General features: G+C 58.7%; 22 protein-coding genes and 2 other annotated features. Of the genes, 13 read left to right on the top strand and 9 right to left on the bottom strand.

Annotation, left to right across the window (positions count from 1 at the left end; translation table 11 throughout):
• Positions 1 to 59 precede the first annotated feature (59 nt).
• The 3 genes from KPHS_24990 to KPHS_24970 all read right to left on the bottom strand — a co-directional run bounded on the left by KPHS_24990 (position 60) and on the right by KPHS_24970 (position 3,536).
• Entirely contained in the window at positions 60 to 1,523 is a 1,464-nt protein-coding gene (locus KPHS_24990; RefSeq protein YP_005226799.1) for a putative mannitol dehydrogenase, read from the bottom strand.
• Positions 1,524 to 1,776: 253 nt separating this feature from the next.
• The gene (locus tag KPHS_24980; RefSeq protein ID YP_005226798.1) at positions 1,777 to 3,060 is read right to left on the bottom strand and encodes a putative general substrate transporter; all 1,284 of its coding nucleotides are present in this window, start codon (positions 3,058 to 3,060) and stop codon (positions 1,777 to 1,779) included.
• A 113-nt stretch (positions 3,061 to 3,173) separates the two neighbouring features.
• Positions 3,174 to 3,536, bottom strand: a complete 363-nt coding sequence (locus tag KPHS_24970) for a YnfA family protein (protein YP_005226797.1) — start codon at positions 3,534 to 3,536, stop codon at positions 3,174 to 3,176.
• 108 nt (positions 3,537 to 3,644) lie between these two features.
• On the opposite strand from KPHS_24970, the gene KPHS_24960 reads away from it, so the two are divergent.
• Both KPHS_24960 and KPHS_24950 read left to right on the top strand, forming a co-directional pair.
• The gene (locus KPHS_24960; protein YP_005226796.1) at positions 3,645 to 3,986 is read left to right on the top strand and encodes a DUF1283 family protein; all 342 of its coding nucleotides are present in this window, start codon (positions 3,645 to 3,647) and stop codon (positions 3,984 to 3,986) included.
• Between the two features lie 77 nt (positions 3,987 to 4,063).
• Positions 4,064 to 4,624, top strand: a complete 561-nt coding sequence (locus tag KPHS_24950) for a spermidine N1-acetyltransferase (protein ID YP_005226795.1) — start codon at positions 4,064 to 4,066, stop codon at positions 4,622 to 4,624.
• Here KPHS_24950 and KPHS_24940 read toward each other — a convergent pair.
• On the bottom strand, positions 4,618 to 5,328 hold the full coding sequence (locus KPHS_24940; RefSeq protein YP_005226794.1) for a YnfC family lipoprotein: 711 nt from the start codon (positions 5,326 to 5,328) through the stop codon (positions 4,618 to 4,620). The genes KPHS_24950 and KPHS_24940 overlap by 7 nt on opposite strands.
• Before the next feature lie 101 nt (positions 5,329 to 5,429).
• On the opposite strand from KPHS_24940, the gene KPHS_24930 reads away from it, so the two are divergent.
• From KPHS_24930 to KPHS_24870, 7 genes are all read left to right on the top strand, one after another.
• Entirely contained in the window at positions 5,430 to 5,699 is a 270-nt protein-coding gene (locus KPHS_24930; RefSeq protein ID YP_005226793.1) for a DUF1161 domain-containing protein, read from the top strand.
• Positions 5,700 to 5,849: 150 nt separating this feature from the next.
• Positions 5,850 to 8,285, top strand: a complete 2,436-nt coding sequence (locus KPHS_24920) for a putative dimethyl sulfoxide reductase, major subunit (protein ID YP_005226792.1) — start codon at positions 5,850 to 5,852, stop codon at positions 8,283 to 8,285.
• A gap of 10 nt (positions 8,286 to 8,295) precedes the next feature.
• Complete coding sequence (locus KPHS_24910) at positions 8,296 to 8,913, top strand: anaerobic dimethyl sulfoxide reductase subunit B (RefSeq protein YP_005226791.1); 618 nt, start codon at positions 8,296 to 8,298, stop codon at positions 8,911 to 8,913.
• 1 nt (position 8,914) lies between these two features.
• Positions 8,915 to 9,076, top strand: coding sequence for a putative dimethyl sulfoxide reductase, anchor subunit (locus KPHS_24900; RefSeq protein YP_005226790.1), 162 nt, complete (start codon positions 8,915 to 8,917; stop codon positions 9,074 to 9,076).
• Positions 8,915 to 9,771, top strand: a sequence feature (potential frameshift: common BLAST hit: gi|152970130|ref|YP_001335239.1| putative dimethyl sulfoxide reductase, anchor subunit). (Overlaps the previous gene by 162 nt.)
• Positions 9,076 to 9,771 carry a putative dimethyl sulfoxide reductase, anchor subunit gene (locus tag KPHS_24890; protein YP_005226789.1) on the top strand — a complete coding sequence of 232 codons (696 nt, stop codon included), beginning with the start codon at positions 9,076 to 9,078 and terminating at the stop codon, positions 9,769 to 9,771. Its footprint overlaps the feature before it by 696 nt. The genes KPHS_24900 and KPHS_24890 overlap by 1 nt, the downstream gene beginning before the upstream one ends.
• Positions 9,772 to 9,812: 41 nt before the next feature.
• Positions 9,813 to 10,421 carry a putative dimethyl sulfoxide reductase component gene (locus tag KPHS_24880; protein ID YP_005226788.1) on the top strand — a complete coding sequence of 203 codons (609 nt, stop codon included), beginning with the start codon at positions 9,813 to 9,815 and terminating at the stop codon, positions 10,419 to 10,421.
• Between the two features lie 133 nt (positions 10,422 to 10,554).
• Positions 10,555 to 11,850 (top strand): putative voltage-gated ClC-type chloride channel ClcB, encoded by a 1,296-nt coding sequence (locus KPHS_24870; protein YP_005226787.1) that lies wholly within the window; start codon positions 10,555 to 10,557, stop codon positions 11,848 to 11,850.
• On the opposite strand, the gene KPHS_24860 is transcribed toward KPHS_24870, so the two are convergent.
• The 3 genes from KPHS_24860 to KPHS_24840 form a co-directional block, all read right to left on the bottom strand.
• Positions 11,803 to 12,399, bottom strand: coding sequence for a dithiobiotin synthetase (locus tag KPHS_24860; protein YP_005226786.1), 597 nt, complete (start codon positions 12,397 to 12,399; stop codon positions 11,803 to 11,805). The genes KPHS_24870 and KPHS_24860 overlap by 48 nt on opposite strands.
• A gap of 226 nt (positions 12,400 to 12,625) precedes the next feature.
• Positions 12,626 to 13,849 (bottom strand): putative NAGC-like transcriptional regulator, encoded by a 1,224-nt coding sequence (locus KPHS_24850; RefSeq protein YP_005226785.1) that lies wholly within the window; start codon positions 13,847 to 13,849, stop codon positions 12,626 to 12,628.
• Positions 13,850 to 13,969: 120 nt separating this feature from the next.
• Positions 13,970 to 14,872, bottom strand: a complete 903-nt coding sequence (locus KPHS_24840) for a LysR family transcriptional regulator (RefSeq protein ID YP_005226784.1) — start codon at positions 14,870 to 14,872, stop codon at positions 13,970 to 13,972.
• Between the two features lie 130 nt (positions 14,873 to 15,002).
• Between KPHS_24840 and KPHS_24830 the strand changes: the two genes are divergently transcribed.
• From KPHS_24830 to KPHS_24800, 4 genes are all read left to right on the top strand, one after another.
• Complete coding sequence (locus KPHS_24830) at positions 15,003 to 16,253, top strand: putative transport protein (protein ID YP_005226783.1); 1,251 nt, start codon at positions 15,003 to 15,005, stop codon at positions 16,251 to 16,253.
• A gap of 339 nt (positions 16,254 to 16,592) precedes the next feature.
• Positions 16,593 to 16,820, top strand: coding sequence for a thermostable carboxypeptidase 1 (locus KPHS_24820; protein YP_005226782.1), 228 nt, complete (start codon positions 16,593 to 16,595; stop codon positions 16,818 to 16,820).
• Positions 16,593 to 18,081, top strand: a sequence feature (potential frameshift: common BLAST hit: gi|238894592|ref|YP_002919326.1| putative Zn-dependent carboxypeptidase). It overlaps the preceding gene by 228 nt.
• The gene (locus tag KPHS_24810; protein ID YP_005226781.1) at positions 16,780 to 18,081 is read left to right on the top strand and encodes a putative Zn-dependent carboxypeptidase; all 1,302 of its coding nucleotides are present in this window, start codon (positions 16,780 to 16,782) and stop codon (positions 18,079 to 18,081) included. Its footprint overlaps the feature before it by 1,302 nt. Before KPHS_24820 ends, KPHS_24810 begins: the two co-directional genes overlap by 41 nt.
• Before the next feature lie 164 nt (positions 18,082 to 18,245).
• Entirely contained in the window at positions 18,246 to 18,665 is a 420-nt protein-coding gene (locus KPHS_24800) for an acid resistance repetitive basic protein Asr (protein ID YP_005226780.1), read from the top strand.
• A 183-nt stretch (positions 18,666 to 18,848) separates the two neighbouring features.
• Here the strand turns inward: KPHS_24800 and KPHS_24790 are convergent, their stop codons facing one another.
• Positions 18,849 to 18,968: a hypothetical protein gene (locus tag KPHS_24790; RefSeq protein ID YP_005226779.1), complete on the bottom strand. Its 120-nt coding sequence runs from the start codon at positions 18,966 to 18,968 to the stop codon at positions 18,849 to 18,851.
• A 279-nt stretch (positions 18,969 to 19,247) separates the two neighbouring features.
• A complete protein-coding gene (locus KPHS_24780; RefSeq protein ID YP_005226778.1) occupies positions 19,248 to 19,391 on the bottom strand; it encodes a hypothetical protein in 144 nt (47 codons plus the stop codon).
• Between the last annotated feature and the right edge of the window lie 82 nt (positions 19,392 to 19,473).

Here is a 19,473-nt window from a genome sequence, read left to right as displayed (position 1 = left end):
AGTATCGTAGAAATAACTGAAGAGCCGGTGTCGACCCCGGGACCGACACCGGAAAAAGATTATTGCGCGGCGGCCCACGCGGCGACGGTAGCTTTAGCCCCCTGCCGCTGCAGCGCTAAGTAGGCGCGGGTCACCGCCGTGACAAAGCGTGACTCCTGCGGCAGTTCGACGCCGAAAATAGCCTCAATACCCAGCAGCGCTTTGACTCGCGCTTCGCCATCGGCGCTGGCAGCCACCGCTTGCTGGATAACCGGCAACAACGGGTCGCATATCTCGATTGACTGGCCCGCATCGTCAACGCCGCCAACGTAACGCATCCACCCTGCCACGCCCAGCGCCAGCAGTGTAAAATCACGCTGATGCACCAGATGCCAGCGTATGGAGTCCAGCATGCGCTGGGGCAACTTCTGGCTGCCGTCCATGGCTATCTGCCAGGTGCGGTGCTTCAGCGCCGGATTGCAGTAACGGTCAATCAGCAAACTGGCATAGCGTGACAGATCCACCCCCTGCACCTTCAGCGTTGGTGCCTGTTCGTCCAGCATCAACGACAGCGCCGCGCGACGGTAGTTATCGTCCTGCATACAGTCGTTGATATGCTGATAACCGGCCAGATAGCCGAGATAAGCGAGGAACGAATGGCTACCATTGAGCATTCTCAGCTTCATCTCTTCGAAAGGCACCACGTCGGCGACCAGTTCCGCTCCCGCTTTCTCCCACTGCGGACGTCCGGCAACAAAGTTATCCTCAATCACCCACTGACGGAAAGGTTCGCAGGCCACCCCGGCCGGGTCGCGCACCCCGGTCAGCTGGGTAATTTTATCGAGGGTTTCGGCAGTCACCGCCGGGACAATCCGGTCCACCATCGTCGACGGAAAGGTGACATTCTGCTCTATCCATGCGGCAAGATCCTCGTCTAAAGCCCGGGCGTAGGCGCAGACGACGTTGCGCATCACGTGACCATTTTCCGGCATGTTATCGCAGGACATCACGGTAAAAGCAGGCAGGCCGGCCGCCCGGCGGCGAGATAAGGCCTCCACCACTACCCCCGCCGCCGATTTTGGCTGGTGCGGGTTATGCAGATCGGCGGCGATCAGCGGGTGATCGAGCTGCAGTTCGCCGCTGGCTGGCGAATGGCAATAGCCTTTCTCAGTAATCGTCAGGGAGACAATGGCCACCTGTGGCTGACACATCGCCGCCAGCACCGCTTCGAGACCATCAACCCCGGCGTGCAGCGCCTGCTTCACCACACCAACCACGCGCGCGGTCCAGGCGTCGGCGGACATTTCGGCGACGGTATACAGCAGATCCTGCTGCTGGAGATCGGCGATCTGCTGCTCGCCGCCAATCAGATTAACTTCGGTGTAGCCCCAGTCGCTGCCGTGCTCGCTGGCCAGTATATCGGCATACACAGCCTGATGAGCGCGATGAAACGCGCCAAAACCAAGATGAACGATACGGGGGATCAGTGCGCTGCGATCGTAGGTCGGCAGCGTGGCGTTAGCGGTTAAGAGGGTGTTTTCCATGATGACTCTCGTTGTTATGTAGCCCATCAACCATTCTCGGGGAGAACTCTCGAGGAGAATGCCTTTGTGCCTCAACCATCTCACGCAATTGGTATAACATCTTTGATTTCTGTCAACTACCATACAAGAAGATCTCACCTGATAAAGCACGGGGCACGTGGCTGCAATCGCCGCAGTGACAGGATAGCGCAGGAGAAGAACATGGCGGCCGCGCGTCCCTGCGGGCCTGCTGTTGACGAATCGCCGAGCGTTGTTAATCGATGCGAGTTTTGACGATAAAGAAGTAGCACAGCGCCCCGGCAAAGGTCACCCCGGCGGCGATCACCAGCGCCAGATTGAAAGAGTGAGTCGTATCCACTACCCAGCCGGTCACGATCGGCGCGAAGGAGGCAAACACAAAGCTGCCGAAGTTCTGGATCGCCGCCACCGAAGCCACTTTATGCTCCGCCACCATTACCTGCACCAGCCCCCAGGCGGACGTCCCGGCAAAATGAACGCAAAACAGCGCCATGGAGATAAAAGCCACCGCCTGGGCTGGCGTGGACGATTGCACCACCAGCAAGGTGCCCAGCGCCGACAGCACCAGACCGATAACAATCGCCGTTTTGCGGGTTTTCGCCTGATCGTAGCCTCTGCGCGCCAGGGCATCGACCACCAGGCCGTTGACCCACATCCCCACCGCCGCGGCAAGAAACGGGATCGCCGCCACCCAGCCGGTACGGGCCAGGCTTAACCCCTGCTGCGCCTGCAAATAGCCGGGTAACCAGGCGATATACAGCCAGCCGGTGTAGTTCACACCGGAAAAGCCGAGGATCATCCCCCAGGTAGTCCGCCGTTTAAACAGAGCCAGCCATTCGCTAAACTTCAGCGCCGGGCGGGCCGCCTCCTCACTGGCCAGATACTGCTGCTCCTCCTCCTGCAGGGTAAACTGCCGACGGTTACGGTAGCCCACATACCAGCACAGGCCGACCACGATCCCGGCTAAACCAATCACCACAAACATCGTTCGCCAACCCCAGGCCAACTGCATGATGACCAGGGCCGGCGGGGCGATAGCCTGGCCCAGCACCGTCGAGGAGTTGAATATTCCCACCGCCGTGCCGCGCTCTCTTTGCGCATACCAGTCGTTGATCGATTTCACGCCGGCTGGCATAAACGGCGCTTCGCCGATCCCGAGGCCAATGCGCAGCAGAATAAAATGCGAGAACGAATTGACCATCCCGGTCAGGGCCTGCATTGCGGACCAGAAAATCAGCCCGGCGCCCAGCACAATCCGTGGCCCCAGGCGATCCAACAAAATACCGGAGGGCAGTTGCGCGAAGCCGTAGGAGAGCGAAAAGGCGGAGAGCAGCACCCCGAACTCGGTGGCGCTAAGGCCCAGGTCGGCGCGTATCGCCTCCCCGGCGACGCTCAGCGAAGAGCGGTCAAGAAAGTTGACGATACCGGCGATAAACAGCAGCGTCAGGGTGATCTTCTGCACCCGACGGATGCGTAACGGCGTCGCCCCGGTCCGGGCGGCAAGAGTCTCGATAGCCATCGTTGTTCCTTACAGAGTCATATGAAATAGGATGTCTGATAAGTAAGGCAACAGGTCGACTACCATACAAGAATTAGGGTTGAAAAAAGCGGCAGGGATCACACATGACGGGCTTAGGCCCGTCCCCACCCCGCCACGATGATTAGCATGCCGCACAGGGCGATGGCCGCGCCCGCCCAGTCATAATGGGTTAATTTGACCCCATCAACGACCCGCAGCCAGAGCAATGCGGTACAAACGTACACCCCACCGTAGGCGGCATATACCCGCCCGCTGGCGGCCGGATGGAGCGTCAGGAGCCAGACGAATAGCGCCAGCGCCAGGGCGGTGGGGATCAGCAGCAGCGGCGTTGCCCCGCGCTTGAGCCATAGCCACGGTAGATAACAGCCGACGATTTCACACAGAGCGGTAGCAAAGAACAGCAGCGTTGTTTTGAGCATTAAAAGATTCGTAAAAGAGACAAAGCGTTGAACCATTCTACGCGATAATGGCCTCTGCCCCACGCTGTTTTGCCGGCTATGCCCGACAAAAGAGCTGTAGTAAACTGAACCTGAGGGTTAACCCATCACTTAAAGGAAATCGTGATGAACATGACACTGAACAAACGCTGGTGCCTGACCGCCATTCTGGCGTTAAGCGCTGTGGTCTACACCTCCAGCTCCTATGCCGCCACCGACCGGCTGGTGATTGAATCTGGCGACAGCGCGCAGAGCCGTCAGCAGGCGTCGATGGAAAAAGAGCAATGGAACGACACCCGCAGCCTGCGCCAGAAGGTGAACAAACGGGCGGAAAAAGAGTGGGATAAAGCCGATGTCGCTTTCGACGCGCAGGATAACTGCCAGAAGAGCGCCAACGTCAATGCCTATTGGGAGCCAAACACCCTGCGCTGTCTTGACCGTCGCACCGGCCGCGCGATCAATCCCTGAGCCGCTCCCTGACCACGCTGGCGCCTGCGGGCGCCGCCTTTCTGTAATCCCTTTCCGTTTTGACCACAGGAATCTCCATGACCGACGCGCTACACGTCAAACTCCGCCCGCTTGAGCGCGAAGATTTGCGCTTCGTCCACCAGCTCGATAACAACGCCAGCGTCATGCGCTACTGGTTTGAAGAGCCGTACGAGGCCTTCGTTGAGCTCTCCGATCTGTACGACAAACATATTCACGATCAAAGCGAGCGCCGCTTTGTCATCGAATGCAATGGCGATAAAGCCGGACTGGTGGAGCTGGTTGAAATCAACCATGTGCACCGCCGGGCCGAGTTCCAGATCATCATCTCCCCCGACTTCCAGGGAAAAGGTCTCGCCACCCGCGCCGCACGCCTGGCGATGGACTATGGCTTTACCGTGCTCAATCTGTATAAGCTGTATTTAATCGTTGATAAAGAGAATGAAAAAGCGATCCATATTTACCGTAAGCTCGGCTTTATGGTCGAGGGTGAACTGATCCATGAGTTTTTCATTAACGGCGAGTACCGCAACACCATCCGCATGTGCCTGTTCCAGCACCAGTATCTGGCCGAGCACAAAACGCCCGGGCCGTCCCTGCTGAAGCCGACGGCTCAGTAATAATCGATACGGTTTTTAATGGTGTAGTGGCGGGTCAGCGGCGGCTGGACGCTTTCATCGACCACCTGCAGCTCACAGCTCAGCGGATTGTCGTGATCGTCGTAGTCGCAGGTCTGACGCACCGTGCCCAGCGTGCGATCGTTGAAGGTGCTGATGGCGGTATAGTCCAATTTCTTACGCGGATCCTTTGACGGCGTTGAGGCGACGGTAAATCGCTCCTCTTTGGCGGTGGTGGTTTTTCCCAGCGGATAGCCATCGCTGTCATAGCGGTAGGTGGCGGTGGTCTCTTTGCCGCGTGCGTTGATAATAAAACCGTTATCATCCGTCTCCCAACTCACCCCGGCGGCAGGCATCTCCGCCAGCTGACACTTGCCCTGCAGGCGCAGCCGCTTCTCGTGGGTGCGCCCGTCGACGTAATAGTTGGCGTCCAGCAGCAGCGTGGCGCCGGTTTTGTTCTCCACATCTTCCAGGGTCAGCAGATCGAAACACCCTTCCCTGGAGAGCTGAGCGCTCACCTTCTTGACCACCACATCGTGTTCATCCAGCAGCGTCTGGCTAAAATCTTTCACCGGCCCGCGCAGGGGATCAAACTCAAACTCATTGGAAAAACTCGCCATCTCCGGGGTGAAGGCGTCCGGGGCGCTTTTACGGTCGCATGCCGTCAGCAGCAGCGCTGCCGGGATCAGCCAATACAATCTTTTCACAGACGATTCCTTTTGTGTACATCCGATCATATTAGCAAATACAATTGTTTACACCAGTTCTGCTATGCTTAAATCTGGATAACATCGATAAGGAGCGTAAGATGAAACTATCCCTCTGCACCGGCGCTGCGCTACTGCTGTGCTCCACGGCCGTACTGGCGGCTCCCGACTCCTGTGAACGGGTCAAAAGCGACATCCAGCAGAAGATCATCAACAATGGCGTACCGGAAACCGCCTTCAGCCTGGCCATTGTGCCAAACGATCAGGCAGACCAGCCCGGGGTTCAGGTGGTCGGTCATTGCGCCAACGACACCTTCAAAATCACCTATACGCGTAACAGCGACAGTCCCGCCGAAAACGATGCTCAGTAAGCCCTCTTCGGTTTCAAATGAAAGATCTTATCCCTGCATTGACCAGGGATAAGGTCTACTGGCTACCCATAACGTATTATCGCTCACCCCTGCGTCTGTTAATGACGTGGCGGTCCTTCTCCGCACAGCATAACTATCATGGAGTGAGCAATGTCGAATCAGGAATCTCCCGGCGGCGTCAGCCGACGCGCGCTACTAAAATCTACAGCCCTCGGCTCCCTGGCGCTGGCCGCCGGCGGGCTGACCCTGCCCTTTACGCTGCGCCGCGCCGCGGCGGCGGTACAACAGGCTACAGGCGACACAACCCGCATTGTCTGGGGCGCCTGCTCGGTTAACTGCGGCAGCCGCTGCGCCCTGCGGCTGCACGTGCGTGATGATGAAGTGGTTTACGTCGAAACGGATAACACCGGCGACGACCGCTACGGCGACCATCAGGTCCGCGCCTGCCTGCGCGGGCGTTCGATTCGCCGGCGCATCAATCATCCGGATCGCCTTAACTATCCCATGAAGCGCGTCGGCAAGCGCGGAGAAGGCAAATTTGTCCGCATCAGCTGGCAGGAGGCGCTGGATACCCTCGCCGACCGCCTGAAGAGCGTGGTAGCGCAGTATGGCAACGAAGCCGTATACATTAACTACTCTTCAGGGATCGTCGGCGGCAACATCACCCGTTCGTCGCCTTCCGCGTCGCCGGTGGCGCGTTTAATGAACTGCTACGGCGGCTCGCTTAACCAGTACGGTACCTACAGTACTGCGCAGATTGCCTGCGCCATGCCCTACACCTACGGCAGTAACGACGGCAACAGCACCTCGGATATTGAAAACAGCAAGCTGGTAGTGATGTTCGGCAACAATCCGGCGGAGACCCGGATGAGCGGCGGCGGCATTACCTGGTATCTGGAGCAGGCCCGCGAGCGCTCTAACGCGCGAATGATCGTCATCGATCCGCGCTACACCGATACCGCCGCCGGTCGGGAAGATGAGTGGATCCCCATTCGCCCCGGCACCGACGCCGCGCTGGTGGCCGGTATCGCCTGGGTGTTGATTAACGAAGATCTGGTGGACCAGCCTTTCCTTGATAAATACTGCGTTGGCTACGACGAGAAAACGCTCCCGGCCGGGGCGCCGGCGAATGGTCATTACAAAGCCTATATCCTCGGCGAGGGCGACGACGGGATCGCTAAAACGCCGCAGTGGGCCTCGCGTATTACCGGTATCCCCACCGAGCGCATCATTAAGCTGGCGCGCGAAATCGGCATGAGCAAGCCGGCCTACATTTGCCAGGGCTGGGGGCCCCAGCGCCAGGCCAACGGCGAACTCACCGCCCGGGCGATCGCCATGCTGCCGATCTTAACCGGCAACGTCGGCATCAACGGCGGCAATAGCGGCGCCCGCGAATCAACCTACACCATCACCATTGAGCGCCTGCCGGTGCTGGAAAACCCGGTGAAGACCGCCATCTCCTGCTTTACCTGGACCGACGCCATCGCGCGCGGTCCAGAGATGACCGCCAGCCGCGATGGCGTACGCGGAAAAGAGAAGCTGGATGTGCCGATCAAGTTCCTGTGGAACTACGCGGGCAACACCCTCATCAACCAGCACTCCGACATCAATAAGACCCACGAAATTCTGCAGGATGAAAGCAAGTGCGAAACCATTGTGGTTATCGACAACTTTATGACCTCGTCGGCGAAATACGCCGACCTGCTGCTGCCCGACCTGATGACCGTTGAGCAGGAGGATATCATTCCTAACGATTACGCCGGCAATATGGGCTATCTGATTTTTATTCAGCCCGCCACCTCAGCGAAGTTCGAACGCAAACCGATTTACTGGATCCTAAGCGAAGTGGCGAAACGGCCCGGCGACGACGTGCATCAACGTTTTACCGAGGGGCGTACCCAGGAACAGTGGCTGCAGTATCTGTACGCCAAAATGGTGGCGAAAGATCCGGCGCTGCCGGCCTACGAGGATCTGAAGCGAATGGGCATCTACAAGCGCAAAGACCCGAACGGCCACTTCGTCGCCTATCGCGACTTCCGGCGCGATCCTGAAGCGCATCCGCTCAAAACCCCGTCCGGCAAAATTGAAATCTACTCCAGCCGACTCGCAGAGATTGCCGCCCGCTGGCAGCTGGAGAAAGACGAAGTTATCAGCCCGCTGCCGGTCTACGCCTCCACATTTGAAGGCTGGGACGATCCGCTGCGCAGCCAGTATCCGCTGCAGCTGTTTGGTTTCCACTATAAAGCGCGCACCCATTCCAGCTACGGCAACGTTGATGTATTACAAGCGGCCTGTCGCCAGGAAGTATGGATCAATCCGCTTGACGCGGAAAAACGCGGGATTAAAAACGGCGATATGGTGCGCGTTTTTAATCAGCGCGGCGAAGTCCGTCTTCCGGCGAAAGTGACGCCACGCATCATGCCGGGGGTCTCGGCGATGGGCCAGGGCGCCTGGCACGACGCCAATATGACCGGAGATCGGATCGACCATGGCGCCTGCATGAATACCCTGACCACCCACCGCCCGTCACCGCTGGCGAAGGGGAATCCACAGCATACCAACCTGGTCGATATCGAGAAGGTTTAAGGAGTAAACCATGAGCACGCAATATGGATTCTTTATCGACTCCGCTCGCTGTACCGGATGCAAAACCTGCGAGCTGGCCTGTAAGGACTACAAGAACCTGACTCCGGAGGTCAGCTTCCGCCGGATCTATGAGTATGCCGGCGGCGACTGGCAGGAGGACAACGGCGTCTGGCAGCAGAACGTGTTTGCCTATTACCTCTCCATCGCCTGTAACCACTGTGAAGATCCGGCCTGCACCAAGGTCTGTCCGAGCGGCGCGATGCATAAGCGCGAAGACGGTTTTGTGGTGGTCAACGAAGAGGTATGCATTGGCTGCCGCTACTGCCATATGGCCTGCCCGTACGGCGCCCCGCAGTACAATGCCGACAAAGGCCATATGACCAAGTGCGATGGCTGTCACGAGCGTGTCGCCGAGGGGAAAAAGCCGATCTGCGTCGAGTCCTGCCCGCTGCGGGCGTTGGATTTCGGGCCGATTGCCGAACTGCGCGCTAAGCACGGCCAGCTGGCCGCGGTAGCGCCGCTGCCGTCGGCGCACTTTACCCGGCCGAGTATCGTTATCAAACCTAACGCCAATGCCCGGCCGTGTGGCGATACCACCGGTTACCTGGCGAACCCGAAGGAGGTGTGAGATGGGAAACGGATGGCATGAATGGCCGCTGGTGCTGTTTACGGTGCTGGGTCAGTGCGTGGTCGGCGCGACCATCGTCAGCGGTCTTGGCTGGCTGGCGCTGGGGGACCAACGGGAAGCCCGGCGGCGGCTGGTGCGCAATATGTTTTTATCTGGCTGTTGATGGGCATTGGTTTTCTTGCTTCGGTGATGCATCTCGGTTCACCGCTGCGCGCGTTTAACTCGCTGAACCGCATCGGCGCCTCGGCGCTGAGCAACGAAATCGCCAGCGGCGCTCTGTTCTTCGCCGTGGGCGGATTCTGGTGGCTGCTGGCGGTGCTGGAAAAAATGCCGGCGACGCTGGGTAAAGTCTGGCTGGCGATCGCCATGCTGTTAGGGCTGCTGTTTGTCCTCGCAATGACCCGGGTTTACCAAATCAATACCGTGCCAACATGGTACAATGGCTACACCACCAGCGCGTTCTTTCTGACGGTGCTCCTCAGCGGGCCGCTGTTTGCCGCCCTGCTGCTGCGGCTGGCGAAAGTCGACTTTAACGGCTGGTTTTTTGCCGGACTGAGCGTGGCCGCGCTGGTCATCAGCGCCGCAGTTATCATTATGCAAAGCGCCGGGCTCAGTACCCTTCACAGCTCGGTTCAGCAGGCGGCCACCCTGCTGCCAGATTACGGCAAACTCCAGGCGCTACGCCTGGTACTGCTGGCGCTGGGCCTCGGCTGCTGGCTATGTCCGCTGATCCGCCGCCAGCCGCCGCGCGCTACGGGGCTGCTGATCGGCCTGCTGCTGGTCTTGATCGCCGAATGTATTGGCCGCGGCCTGTTTTATGGTCTGCATATGACCGTCGGTATGGCGGTTGCCGGTTAATGAGACGGCGCGCAGGCGCGCGCCGCAGAAAGGAATAAGTGATGATGCCGATCCCAAATCGCGACGCCGTCGCGTTAAGCGCCCGCACCCTGGGCGCTCTGTTCTCTTATGCGCCGAATAGTGCGGAAAATGCGCCGCTGGTCGCCGCCTTCCAGGACGGGAGCTGGCAGCAGCAGTGGCCCTTCCCGGTCGCAGCCCCGCTGGCGTCAGGGTTTGCCGCATCGGCTGAAGAAACGTTGCCGGAAGCCTGGCAGCGCCTGTTTATCGGGCCATGGGCCCTGCCGGCGCCGCCCTGGGGCTCTGTCTGGCTGGATAAAGAGTCTGTGCTGTTTGGCGATTCCACGCTGGCTCTGCGCCAGTGGATGCGCGAGAACGGTATCGCGCTGGAGGCCGATGGCAACGAACCGGAAGATCATTTCGGCACCGTGCTACTCCTGGCGGCATGGTTGTGCGAAACGGAGCAGGATGCGTTGTTTGCCCAGCTGCTGGCCTGGCACCTGCTGCCGTGGTCCGGGCGTTTCCTGAGCGTCTTTGTCGACCATGCCGCCCACCCCTTCTATCAGGCGCTGGGTCAGCTGGCGCAGGCGACTCTGGCGCAGTGGCAGGAGAATCTGCCGATCGCCGTGGCGCAAAAACCGCTCTATCGTTAACCCTTCGCCGCGCCGGTATCCGGCGCGGTTTTATTTTGCCGCTTTCCAGCCTTTCACCCGCACTTATCGCTTTTGCATCTAAGGTTATTCCCTATCACAATAAGCCAATGTTTTCTGAACCTCGCCGTGACTAATGCATCGTCTTCATCCCTATCCTGATGTGCAGGTGATGTTTCGCCGCCTGCTGATCGCCACCCTGATTGGCCTTCTCGCCGCCCTGGCGGTGGCGCTGTTTCGCCACGCTATGGTGGTTCTGGAAACGCTGTTGCTCAGTAATGACAGCGGGAGCCTGGTCAACGCCGCACAGTCGCTGCCGGCGTGGCGTCGGCTGGTTACCCCCGCGCTGGGCGGCCTGACGGCGGGAACCTTACTCTGGCTCTGGCAACGACGCAGCGTCGCGCGTCCGCATGCCGCCACCGATTATATGGAAGCCCTGGAGACCGGCGACGGCTGTTTCGATACGCCGGCAAGCCTGGTGAAATCGCTGGCGTCATTGCTGGTCGTGGTGACCGGCAGCGCGATTGGCCGGGAAGGCGCCATGATCCTGCTGGCCGCGCTGGCGGCCTCGCTGTTTGCCCGTCGCTTCACGCCGCAGAGTGAATGGAAGCTATGGGTCGCCTGCGGCGCGGCTGCCGGGATGGCCAGCGCTTATCATGCCCCGCTGGCCGGCAGCCTGTTTATTGCTGAAATTCTCTTTGGCACGCTGATGCTGGCCTCGCTTGGGCCGGTGGTGATCTCGGCGGTGATCGCCCTGCTGTTGACGCAGTTTCTTAATGGCGGCGCCGCGCCGCTGTATCACGTCGTGTTACAGCAGAACCTCAGCGCCCTGCACTATGGCTTAATGCTGGCGACTGGCCTGCTGGCCGGGCTGTGCGGGCCGCTGTTTATCTGGCTGATGGACTACAGCCACCGCGGGTTCGTTAAACTGAAGCTGGCGCCGCCGTGGCAGCTGGCGCTGGGCGGGCTGATTGTCGGCGGCTTATCGCTCATCACCCCGGCAGTATGGGGCAACGGCTACAGCGTAGTGCAAAGCTATTTGCTGCTGCCGCCGTCCGGTGCGCTGCTGGTGGGCGTATTTATCTGCAAACTGCTGGCGGTGCTGGCCAGCAGCGGCTCCGGCGCGCCTGGCGGGGTCTTCACCCCGACGCTGTTTGTCGGCCTGGCGATGGGCATGCTGTTTGCCTGCTTCAGCAGGCTGTGGCTGCCGGGAAGTGAAGAAATGGCCATCATGATGGGTCTGACCGGCATGGCGGCGTTTCTGGCCGCCACGACCCATGCGCCGATCATGTCAACCCTGATGATTTGCGAGATGACCGGGCAGTATACGCTGCTGCCCGGCCTGCTGATAACCTGCGTCGTGTCGTCTGTGCTGTCGCGGACGTTACGCCGGGATTCGATCTATCGCCATCACGTTGCCGAGCATGTCTAAGTCGACGTAGCGGCTCAGCTCACGCTGTTCGGCGCGCGGCAGATAAGGCAGCTCGCCGATCAGCGGCGCCGGCAGCTTTTTGCTGAGGACATCGATGATTTCGGCGTAGTGCGCCAGACCGGGGTTGATCCGATTGGCCACCCAGCCAATCAGCGGTAAACCGTCATTGGCGATCGCCTGGGCTGTCAGTAGCGCATGGTTGATGCACCCCTCCTGGATCCCCACCACCATCAGCACTGGGAGCTGCTCCTGAACCACCCACTCGGAGAGCGGCCGCAGGTCGTTCATCAGGCTGCGCCAGCCGCCGGTGCCTTCAACCACCACGTGTTCGACCTGCGCGGCCAGACGCTGCAAACCATCGGACAGCAGACCGTAGTTGATCGGGCAGCTATGCGCCACGCTGCTCTCGTCTTCGCTTAAGGCGATGGGGTTGACAGCCTCATAAGGTAACGCCAGCGTGGAGACGCTCTGCAACACCAGCGCATCTTTGTTACGTAAACCGTCCGGCGTCTCTTTGCTGCCCTTCGCCACAGGCTTATACCCGGCCACGCTTTTGCCTCTGGCAGCAAGTGCCTGCAACAGCGCACGGGAAACCACTGTCTTCCCGACAGAGGTGTCTGTACCTGTAATAAAGAAACGCTTAAACATCACTAACCCCACAGTTTTGTCGATGAAATATACGGGAGAGAAATAATCAACGGTGGGCAAAGTCTACGTGAAGCCGTCTGAGGTCAGCTTGAGATAGCGCAATTTTTGGTGTGACTATGAAAAAATGTTAACCCTGTAACAGTCGTATGAGTAAGGATCCGTTATAGAGCGCATCTTTGACCAGCGCCGCGCCAGCCATCGTTCCGCGGTTGGAGAACTGAGTACTTTCAACGGTAATATGCCGGCTATAGGCTGGGAGAGATTGTTGCCGAATACAGCTGGAAATTGCCGGAAAAAGAATTTCTGCCGCCAGATTGAACGGCGAGCCAATCAGAATTTTCTGCGGATTAAACAGATTGACCATGATCGCCAGAATCCGCCCAACGTGATTACCCACGCCGCTGATGATGTCCCGGGCTAACAAATCGCCCTGCAGCGCCGCCTGACAAAGCCACTCCACGCTCAGCGGACGCTGGTGCAGCAGCGAGCTCATCGACTGCGCCATGCGCATCTGCGCCAGCTCCAGCACGCTTTCTACGCTGGCAATCGTCTCCAGACAACCATGATTGCCGCAGTAACAGCGTTTGCCGTAGGGATCGACCTGGGTATGGCCAATCTCCACCAGGCTGCTGCTGCCGGCGTGCAGCAGGCGCCCATCGGTGATCACCCCGGCGCCGACGTTATGATCGATGACCACCTGAATGACGTCCCGGGCGCCGCGCGAGGCGCCAAACAAAGATTCCGCCATAGTCCAGGCGCTGATGTCATGCTGAATATAGACTGGCACCCCGGTATGATTGGCCAGCGCTTCGCCGAGCGGGACATCTTTAACATCCTCATAAAACGGCATGCGATGAATAATGCCATTTTCGGTATCGATAATACCGGGCATCGTCATGGCGATGGAGGTAAGGCGTTCCAGCTTCTTTTGATGGCGAATAAAGAAGCGATCAATATGGTCGATAACGCGCGTCAGAAACGGCGTGCTGTCGGTGAGCGCCAGCTCCAGCTGATCCTCCACCACCAGCTGACTGCTTAAATCACGCAGCGAAAGATGGATCTCACCGCGGCTGATGCGCACCGCCAGATAGTGCCATGCCTCGGTCTCCACCATCAGCCCCACCGCCGGGCGGCCGCGGCTGCCGGGCTCCTGGATCTCGGTCTCCTGAACCAGATGCGCTTCCAGCATTTCGCGGACGATTTTGGTGATGCTGGCCGGCGCCAGTTGCGCAAATCGGGAAAGGTCGATACGCGATACCGGGCCGAGCTGATCAATCAGGCGATACACGGCGCCCGCATTGGTCTGCTTTATTTGATCGATATGGCCTGGTTGACTATCCGCTACCACCATTGACTCCCTTATTTTCGCGCTTCGAAATAAACTTTCGGCTATGGTGAAGCACTTCGACGGTGAACGTCAAATTTTTACTTAGCCTTGTGATTTACCGCACATTTCCAGCCCCTTTTCGCCTCAATTATGCTCGCTTTTCCAGGAGAGCAGCGCCTCACGAAAGCGTTTTGCCAGTGCCCCTTGCTCATGGTGTTTAGACCACACCAGCCACATCTCCGATACCGCATCCTGTTCGTCGATCGGCAGCCAGCGCATTTCACTGAGCTGGACGCGCTGAAAGGAGGCCGGGAGGATCGATACCCCCAGGCCGGCGGCCACCAGACCAATAATCGTCATTGCCTCCCCCACCTCCTGGGCAATCTTCGGCGTGTGGCCGTAGCGGCGCAGCAAGCCGAGGATGTCGTCATACAGGCCAGTGCCGACGTGCGGGTCGAAAAAGACGAAGGGCTCGCGCGCCAGCGCCGCCAGGCTGACCGAGGGCTGGCGGGCCAGCGGGTGATTCGCCGGGACCATCGCCAACAGCGGCTCGCGCAGAACCCGCTCCCACGCCAGGGTGTCCGGCAGTTGAGTATTGCGCAGCAGCCCCAAATCCAGAGCCCCTTCGCTCAGGGGCACTATCTGTTCGCGGGTGTTAGTCTCGCGGGTGAGAATATGCACATCCGGAAGGCGTTGGCGAAACATCGATAGCGTATCGGAGACGGCCTTAATAAAAGGGGCCGAGGAGGTAAAGCCGATGCGCAGCTCACCCGTTTCGCCATGGTGTAGACGGGCGGCGCGAGCAGCCGCCTCATCCACCTGGGCGAGGATTTGTCGGCTATCGGCGAGAAACTGCTTTCCGGCCGCCGTCAGGCTGACGCTGCGGTTGGTACGGGCAAACAGGCGAGCGCCGGTCTGCTGCTCAAGGATCTGAATCTGCTGGCTTAGCGGTGGTTGAGAGATGTTCAGTCGCGCCGCGGCGCGGCCAAAATGTAGCTCCTCAGCGACGGCGACAAAGTAGCGCAAATGACGCAACTCGATATTCATATTTAAAACGTCTTATTTGAGATTATTAATATATTAGACAGAATATTTACATTTTCATACCCTAAAAATGTGAGCTGAATGGTCACAACACTCTGTTGGTAAGCAGCAACTTCTACGCAAGGAATTCTCTGTGAGTCGTACAACAACCGTTGACACCGTGCCGGCGGGCGAGGTCAGCGTCGCTGGTGCATCCCGCCCGGATCCGTTTATTAAGCGTGGCACCCCGCAGTTTATGCGCGTCACTCTCGCGCTGTTCTCCGCCGGTCTGGCCACCTTTGCCCTGCTCTACTGTGTGCAGCCGATCCTGCCGGTGCTGTCGAACGAGTTTGGCGTGTCGCCGGCCAGCAGCAGTATTTCGCTTTCAATTTCCACGGCGATGTTGGCGGTGGGCTTGCTGTTTACCGGCCCGCTGTCGGACGCTATAGGCCGCAAGCCGGTGATGGTCACCGCCCTGCTGCTGGCCGCCTGCTGTTCACTGTTATCGACTATGATGACCAGCTGGCACGGCATCCTGATTATGCGCGCTCTCATCGGCCTGTCGCTGAGCGGCGTAGCGGCGGTCGGCATGACCTATCTGAGCGAGGAGATCCACCCCAGTTTCGTCGCCTTTTCGATGGGACTCTATATCAGCGGCAACTCCATCGGCGGCATGAGCGGCCGCTTGCTGACCGGGGTCTTTACCGATTTCTTCGGCTGGCGCGTGGCGCTGGCGGCGATCAGCGGCTTTGCGCTGGCCGCCGCGATTATGTTCTGGCGTATCCTGCCCGAGTCGCGCCATTTCCGCCCGACCTCGCTGCGACCGAAAACGCTGCTGATTAACTTCCGTCTGCACTGGCGCGACCGTGGCCTGCCGCTGCTGTTCATCGAAGGTTTTCTGCTGATGGGCGCTTTTGTCACCCTGTTTAACTATATTGGCTACCGGCTGATGATGTCGCCGTGGTCGTTAAGCCAGGCGGTGGTAGGCCTGCTGTCGGTAGCTTATCTCACCGGGACCTGGAGTTCACCGAAGGCAGGGGCCATGACCGTACGCTTTGGCCGCGGGCCGGTGATGCTTGGCTTTACAGCGGTGATGCTCTGCGGCCTGCTGCTGACGCTCTTTTCTTCCCTGTGGCTTATTTTCATCGGCATGCTGCTGTTTTCCGCTGGCTTCTTCGCCGCGCATTCCGTCGCCAGCAGCTGGATTGGCCCACGCGCCCGCCGCGCCCGCGGTCAGGCGTCATCGCTGTATTTGTTCAGCTATTATTTGGGTTCAAGTCTTGCCGGGACGTTAGGCGGGGTATTCTGGCATCACTACGGCTGGAACGGCGTCGGTGGGTTTATCGCGCTGCTGCTCCTTGCCGCGCTGTTGACCGGCACCTGCTTACATCAGCGACTGAAATAGTCGCGTGTGACGTGGCCTGCGGGCCACGTTTCACCACAAGCCCATTATGGAAGACAAGCCCATCAGCTCTCTGACGGCATCAACGGACAGTAGTGCAATAAACAGCCAGGTGAACGGATTCATAAACCACCCCCGAACCTCCAGACCTGTGTAATCGATCACAGTTTAGTACCGATATGTTACCGTTTTCTGTCACACCGATCACAGAGGGGAGCTTATTCTCCCGCCATGTGTCTTTCCCTTCCCCTGTGCGCAACGCTCGACCCGCCGGGCGTATCAGGATAGTGTAGAGGCAAAGCGATAATCTCTTTATTCACCTGTCACGGACCGAACGCCACTATGACTGAAAATACGCCTTATCAGCAGCTTACCCGTACCTTTCAGCGCCTGTCGCGCTTTTCGCATCTCGCCGCCATCGCCGGCTGGGATATGTTCGCGATGATGCCCCCGGGCGGGAGCGTCGCCCGCGGCGAAGCGCTGGCCGAGCTCGGCGTGCTGCAGCATCAGATCCTGACCGATAAAAAAAGTGGGACAATGGTTACAGGAGGCCCGCCAGCAGGATCTTAATGATGTTGAACAGGCCAACCTGCGGGAAATGCAGCGTCAGTACGATCAGGCGGCGCTGCTGCCGGAGAGCCTGGTGGAAGCAAAATCGCTGGCCGGCAGCCGCTGCGAGCATGCCTGGCGCAGCCAGCGTCCCGCCAATGACTGGACGGGCTTTGCCGACAACCTACGCGAGGTGGTCAGACTGAGCCGTCAGGAAGCGCAGATCCGCGCCGATGCCAGGGGCGGCTCACGTTACGACGCGCTGCTGGATATTTTCGAACCGGATATGACCAGCGCGCGGCTGGACAGCCTGTTCGCCGATCTCAAATCGTGGCTACCTTCCCTGCTTAGCCAGGCGGTGGAGAAGCAGGCGAAGCAGACGCTAATCGCCCCGCAGGGGCCTTTCCCCATTGCTGAACAACGGGAGCTGGGCCTGCAGGCGATGCGTATCCTTGGCTTTGACTTCGACGGCGGGCGCCTCGACATCAGCGCCCACCCGTTCTGCGGCGGCGTACCCCAGGATGTGCGCATCACCACCCGCTACAACGAAAACGACCTGCTCAGCGCTCTGTTCGGCGTGATCCACGAAACCGGCCACGCCCGCTACGAGCAGAATCTACCTCGCCCGTGGGTCGACCAGCCCGTAGGACTCGCCCGCTCCACCGCTATCCACGAGTCGCAGAGCCTGTTTTTTGAAATGCAGCTGGGACGCAGCGAGCGGTTTCTTAACCGCCTGTTACCGGCGGTGCGCGAGCGGTTTGGCGATCGGCCGGCCTTTAGCCAGGACAATTTTGTCGCCTGGAATCAGCAGGTGAAACCCGGCTTTATTCGCGTCGATGCCGATGAGGTGAGCTACCCGGCGCATGTCATCCTGCGTTATGAAATTGAACGTGCGCTGATCGACGGCGAGATTGAGGTAGATGATATCCCGTCGCTGTGGGACGAGAAAATGCAGCACTGGCTGGGGCTGTCGACCACCGGCAACTATCGGGATGGTTGCATGCAGGATATTCACTGGACCGACGGCGGATTCGGCTATTTCCCTTCCTATACCCTGGGCGCGATGTATGCCGCGCAGTTGATGGCCGCGGCCCGCCGCGCGCTGCCGACATTAGATCGCGATATTGAGGAAGGCGATTTCAGCGCCCTGTTCGACTGGCTGCGGCAGAATATCTGGCAGCATGGCAGCCGCTTCACCACCTCGCAGTTGATTCAGCAGGCCACCGGTGAGGATCTTAATAGCCGCTACTTCCGCGAGCACCTGACCACTCGCTACCTGTAATCATACGCGCCGGGCTACCCGGCGCGTCCTGTCGTTCCCGCCTTGTACATTCGGTTACACGCCGATACCAAACACTCACGGAAAGCTCGAAAAGACAAGCATATAGTGATTTCACCGGCCCCGCAGTGGGGTTGAAATTAAGAAAACTTTTCGAGGATATCAGAATGAAAAAAGTATTAGCTCTGGTCGTTGCCGCTGCTATGGGTCTCTCTTCCGCCGCTTTCGCTGCTGACGCAGTAAGCACCACTCAGGCTCCGGCTGCCACCCACAGCACGGCTGCCAAGACCACCCATCACAAAAAACACCACAAAGCCGCGGCAAAACCGGCCGCAGAGCAGAAAGCTCAGGCTGCCAAAAAACACAAAAAAGCAGAAGCTAAACCAGCCGCTGCTCAGAAAGCCCAGGCCGCTAAAAAACACAAAAAAGTAGCAGCTAAACCAGCTGCTCCGCAGAAAGCTCAGGCGGCGAAAAAGCATCACAAAGCTGCGGCTAAACCGGCAGCCCAGAAAGCGCAGGCAGCGAAAAAACACCACAAAACCACTAAACACCAGGCCGCTAAACCGACTGCACAGCCGGCAGCATAATTCCTCCCGGCGAACCAACCTTCTTAATAATCGGCGCTGTTTCAGCGCCGTTTTTTCTGGAGAGCACTATGCTGCGGCGCTATCGTTTTGAGCTCATCCTGATCCTGCTAATTATATGCGCAGTGGTTGCAACCCGTTTTTTCCTCTCTTAATTATTTATCCCGCGCTCGCATTTTGCTGCTTCTACCAGCTTTTCATTAAAATGAATACCGTGCGGCTATCGCTGACCCGCTCCCCGCGTCCCATTATCCTGTGACTCTCTGCGGCGCAAAAAAAAGTCCGGCGCCAGAAGACGCCAGACATGTTAGTCGTAATATGTCGCACGCCTGGCCCTTGCCGGGTGGCGCGCCCATCACAATGCACGCACGGCTTCCATCACCAGATAGCCGGTCGCGCCCCAGATAGCGACTGAGACCAGGGAAACATAAACCAGTGCGCGAATACCTTTTTTAGACATAAGCCCTCCGAACGCAGGGGAAATAGAGTTCAGGCTATCATCGCCGGTACTACCTCTCTATTTACTCAACGGCAGGGCGACGGTAACAACGTTTTCAGTGAGAAAATGTTTCGCATTGAAAATAATTACGAGAGGCGTAAAGAAGTGCGAATTCCGGTGAAGTTCTGGTGGGTAAAAGTATTATTTTTGGGCATTATGCTGACAAACCAGGAATAATCCCACGGATGAATTGCTGCATTATTAACCGAATTCAGTACGTTCTGATACATGAATCTTGTTGCGCAAGACGCCACTTTCTGAGGAAATAGCACAAGCAGAACACTGGTATTAACCGCTTGAAATCAGGAGGTT

The sequence above is a fragment of the Klebsiella pneumoniae subsp. pneumoniae HS11286 genome (assembly GCF_000240185.1).
In the GTDB taxonomy this organism is placed as follows: Bacteria; Pseudomonadota; Gammaproteobacteria; order Enterobacterales; family Enterobacteriaceae; genus Klebsiella; species Klebsiella pneumoniae.
Note: the sequence above shows the minus strand (reverse complement) of the source record. Positions and strands in the feature narration are given on the sequence as shown.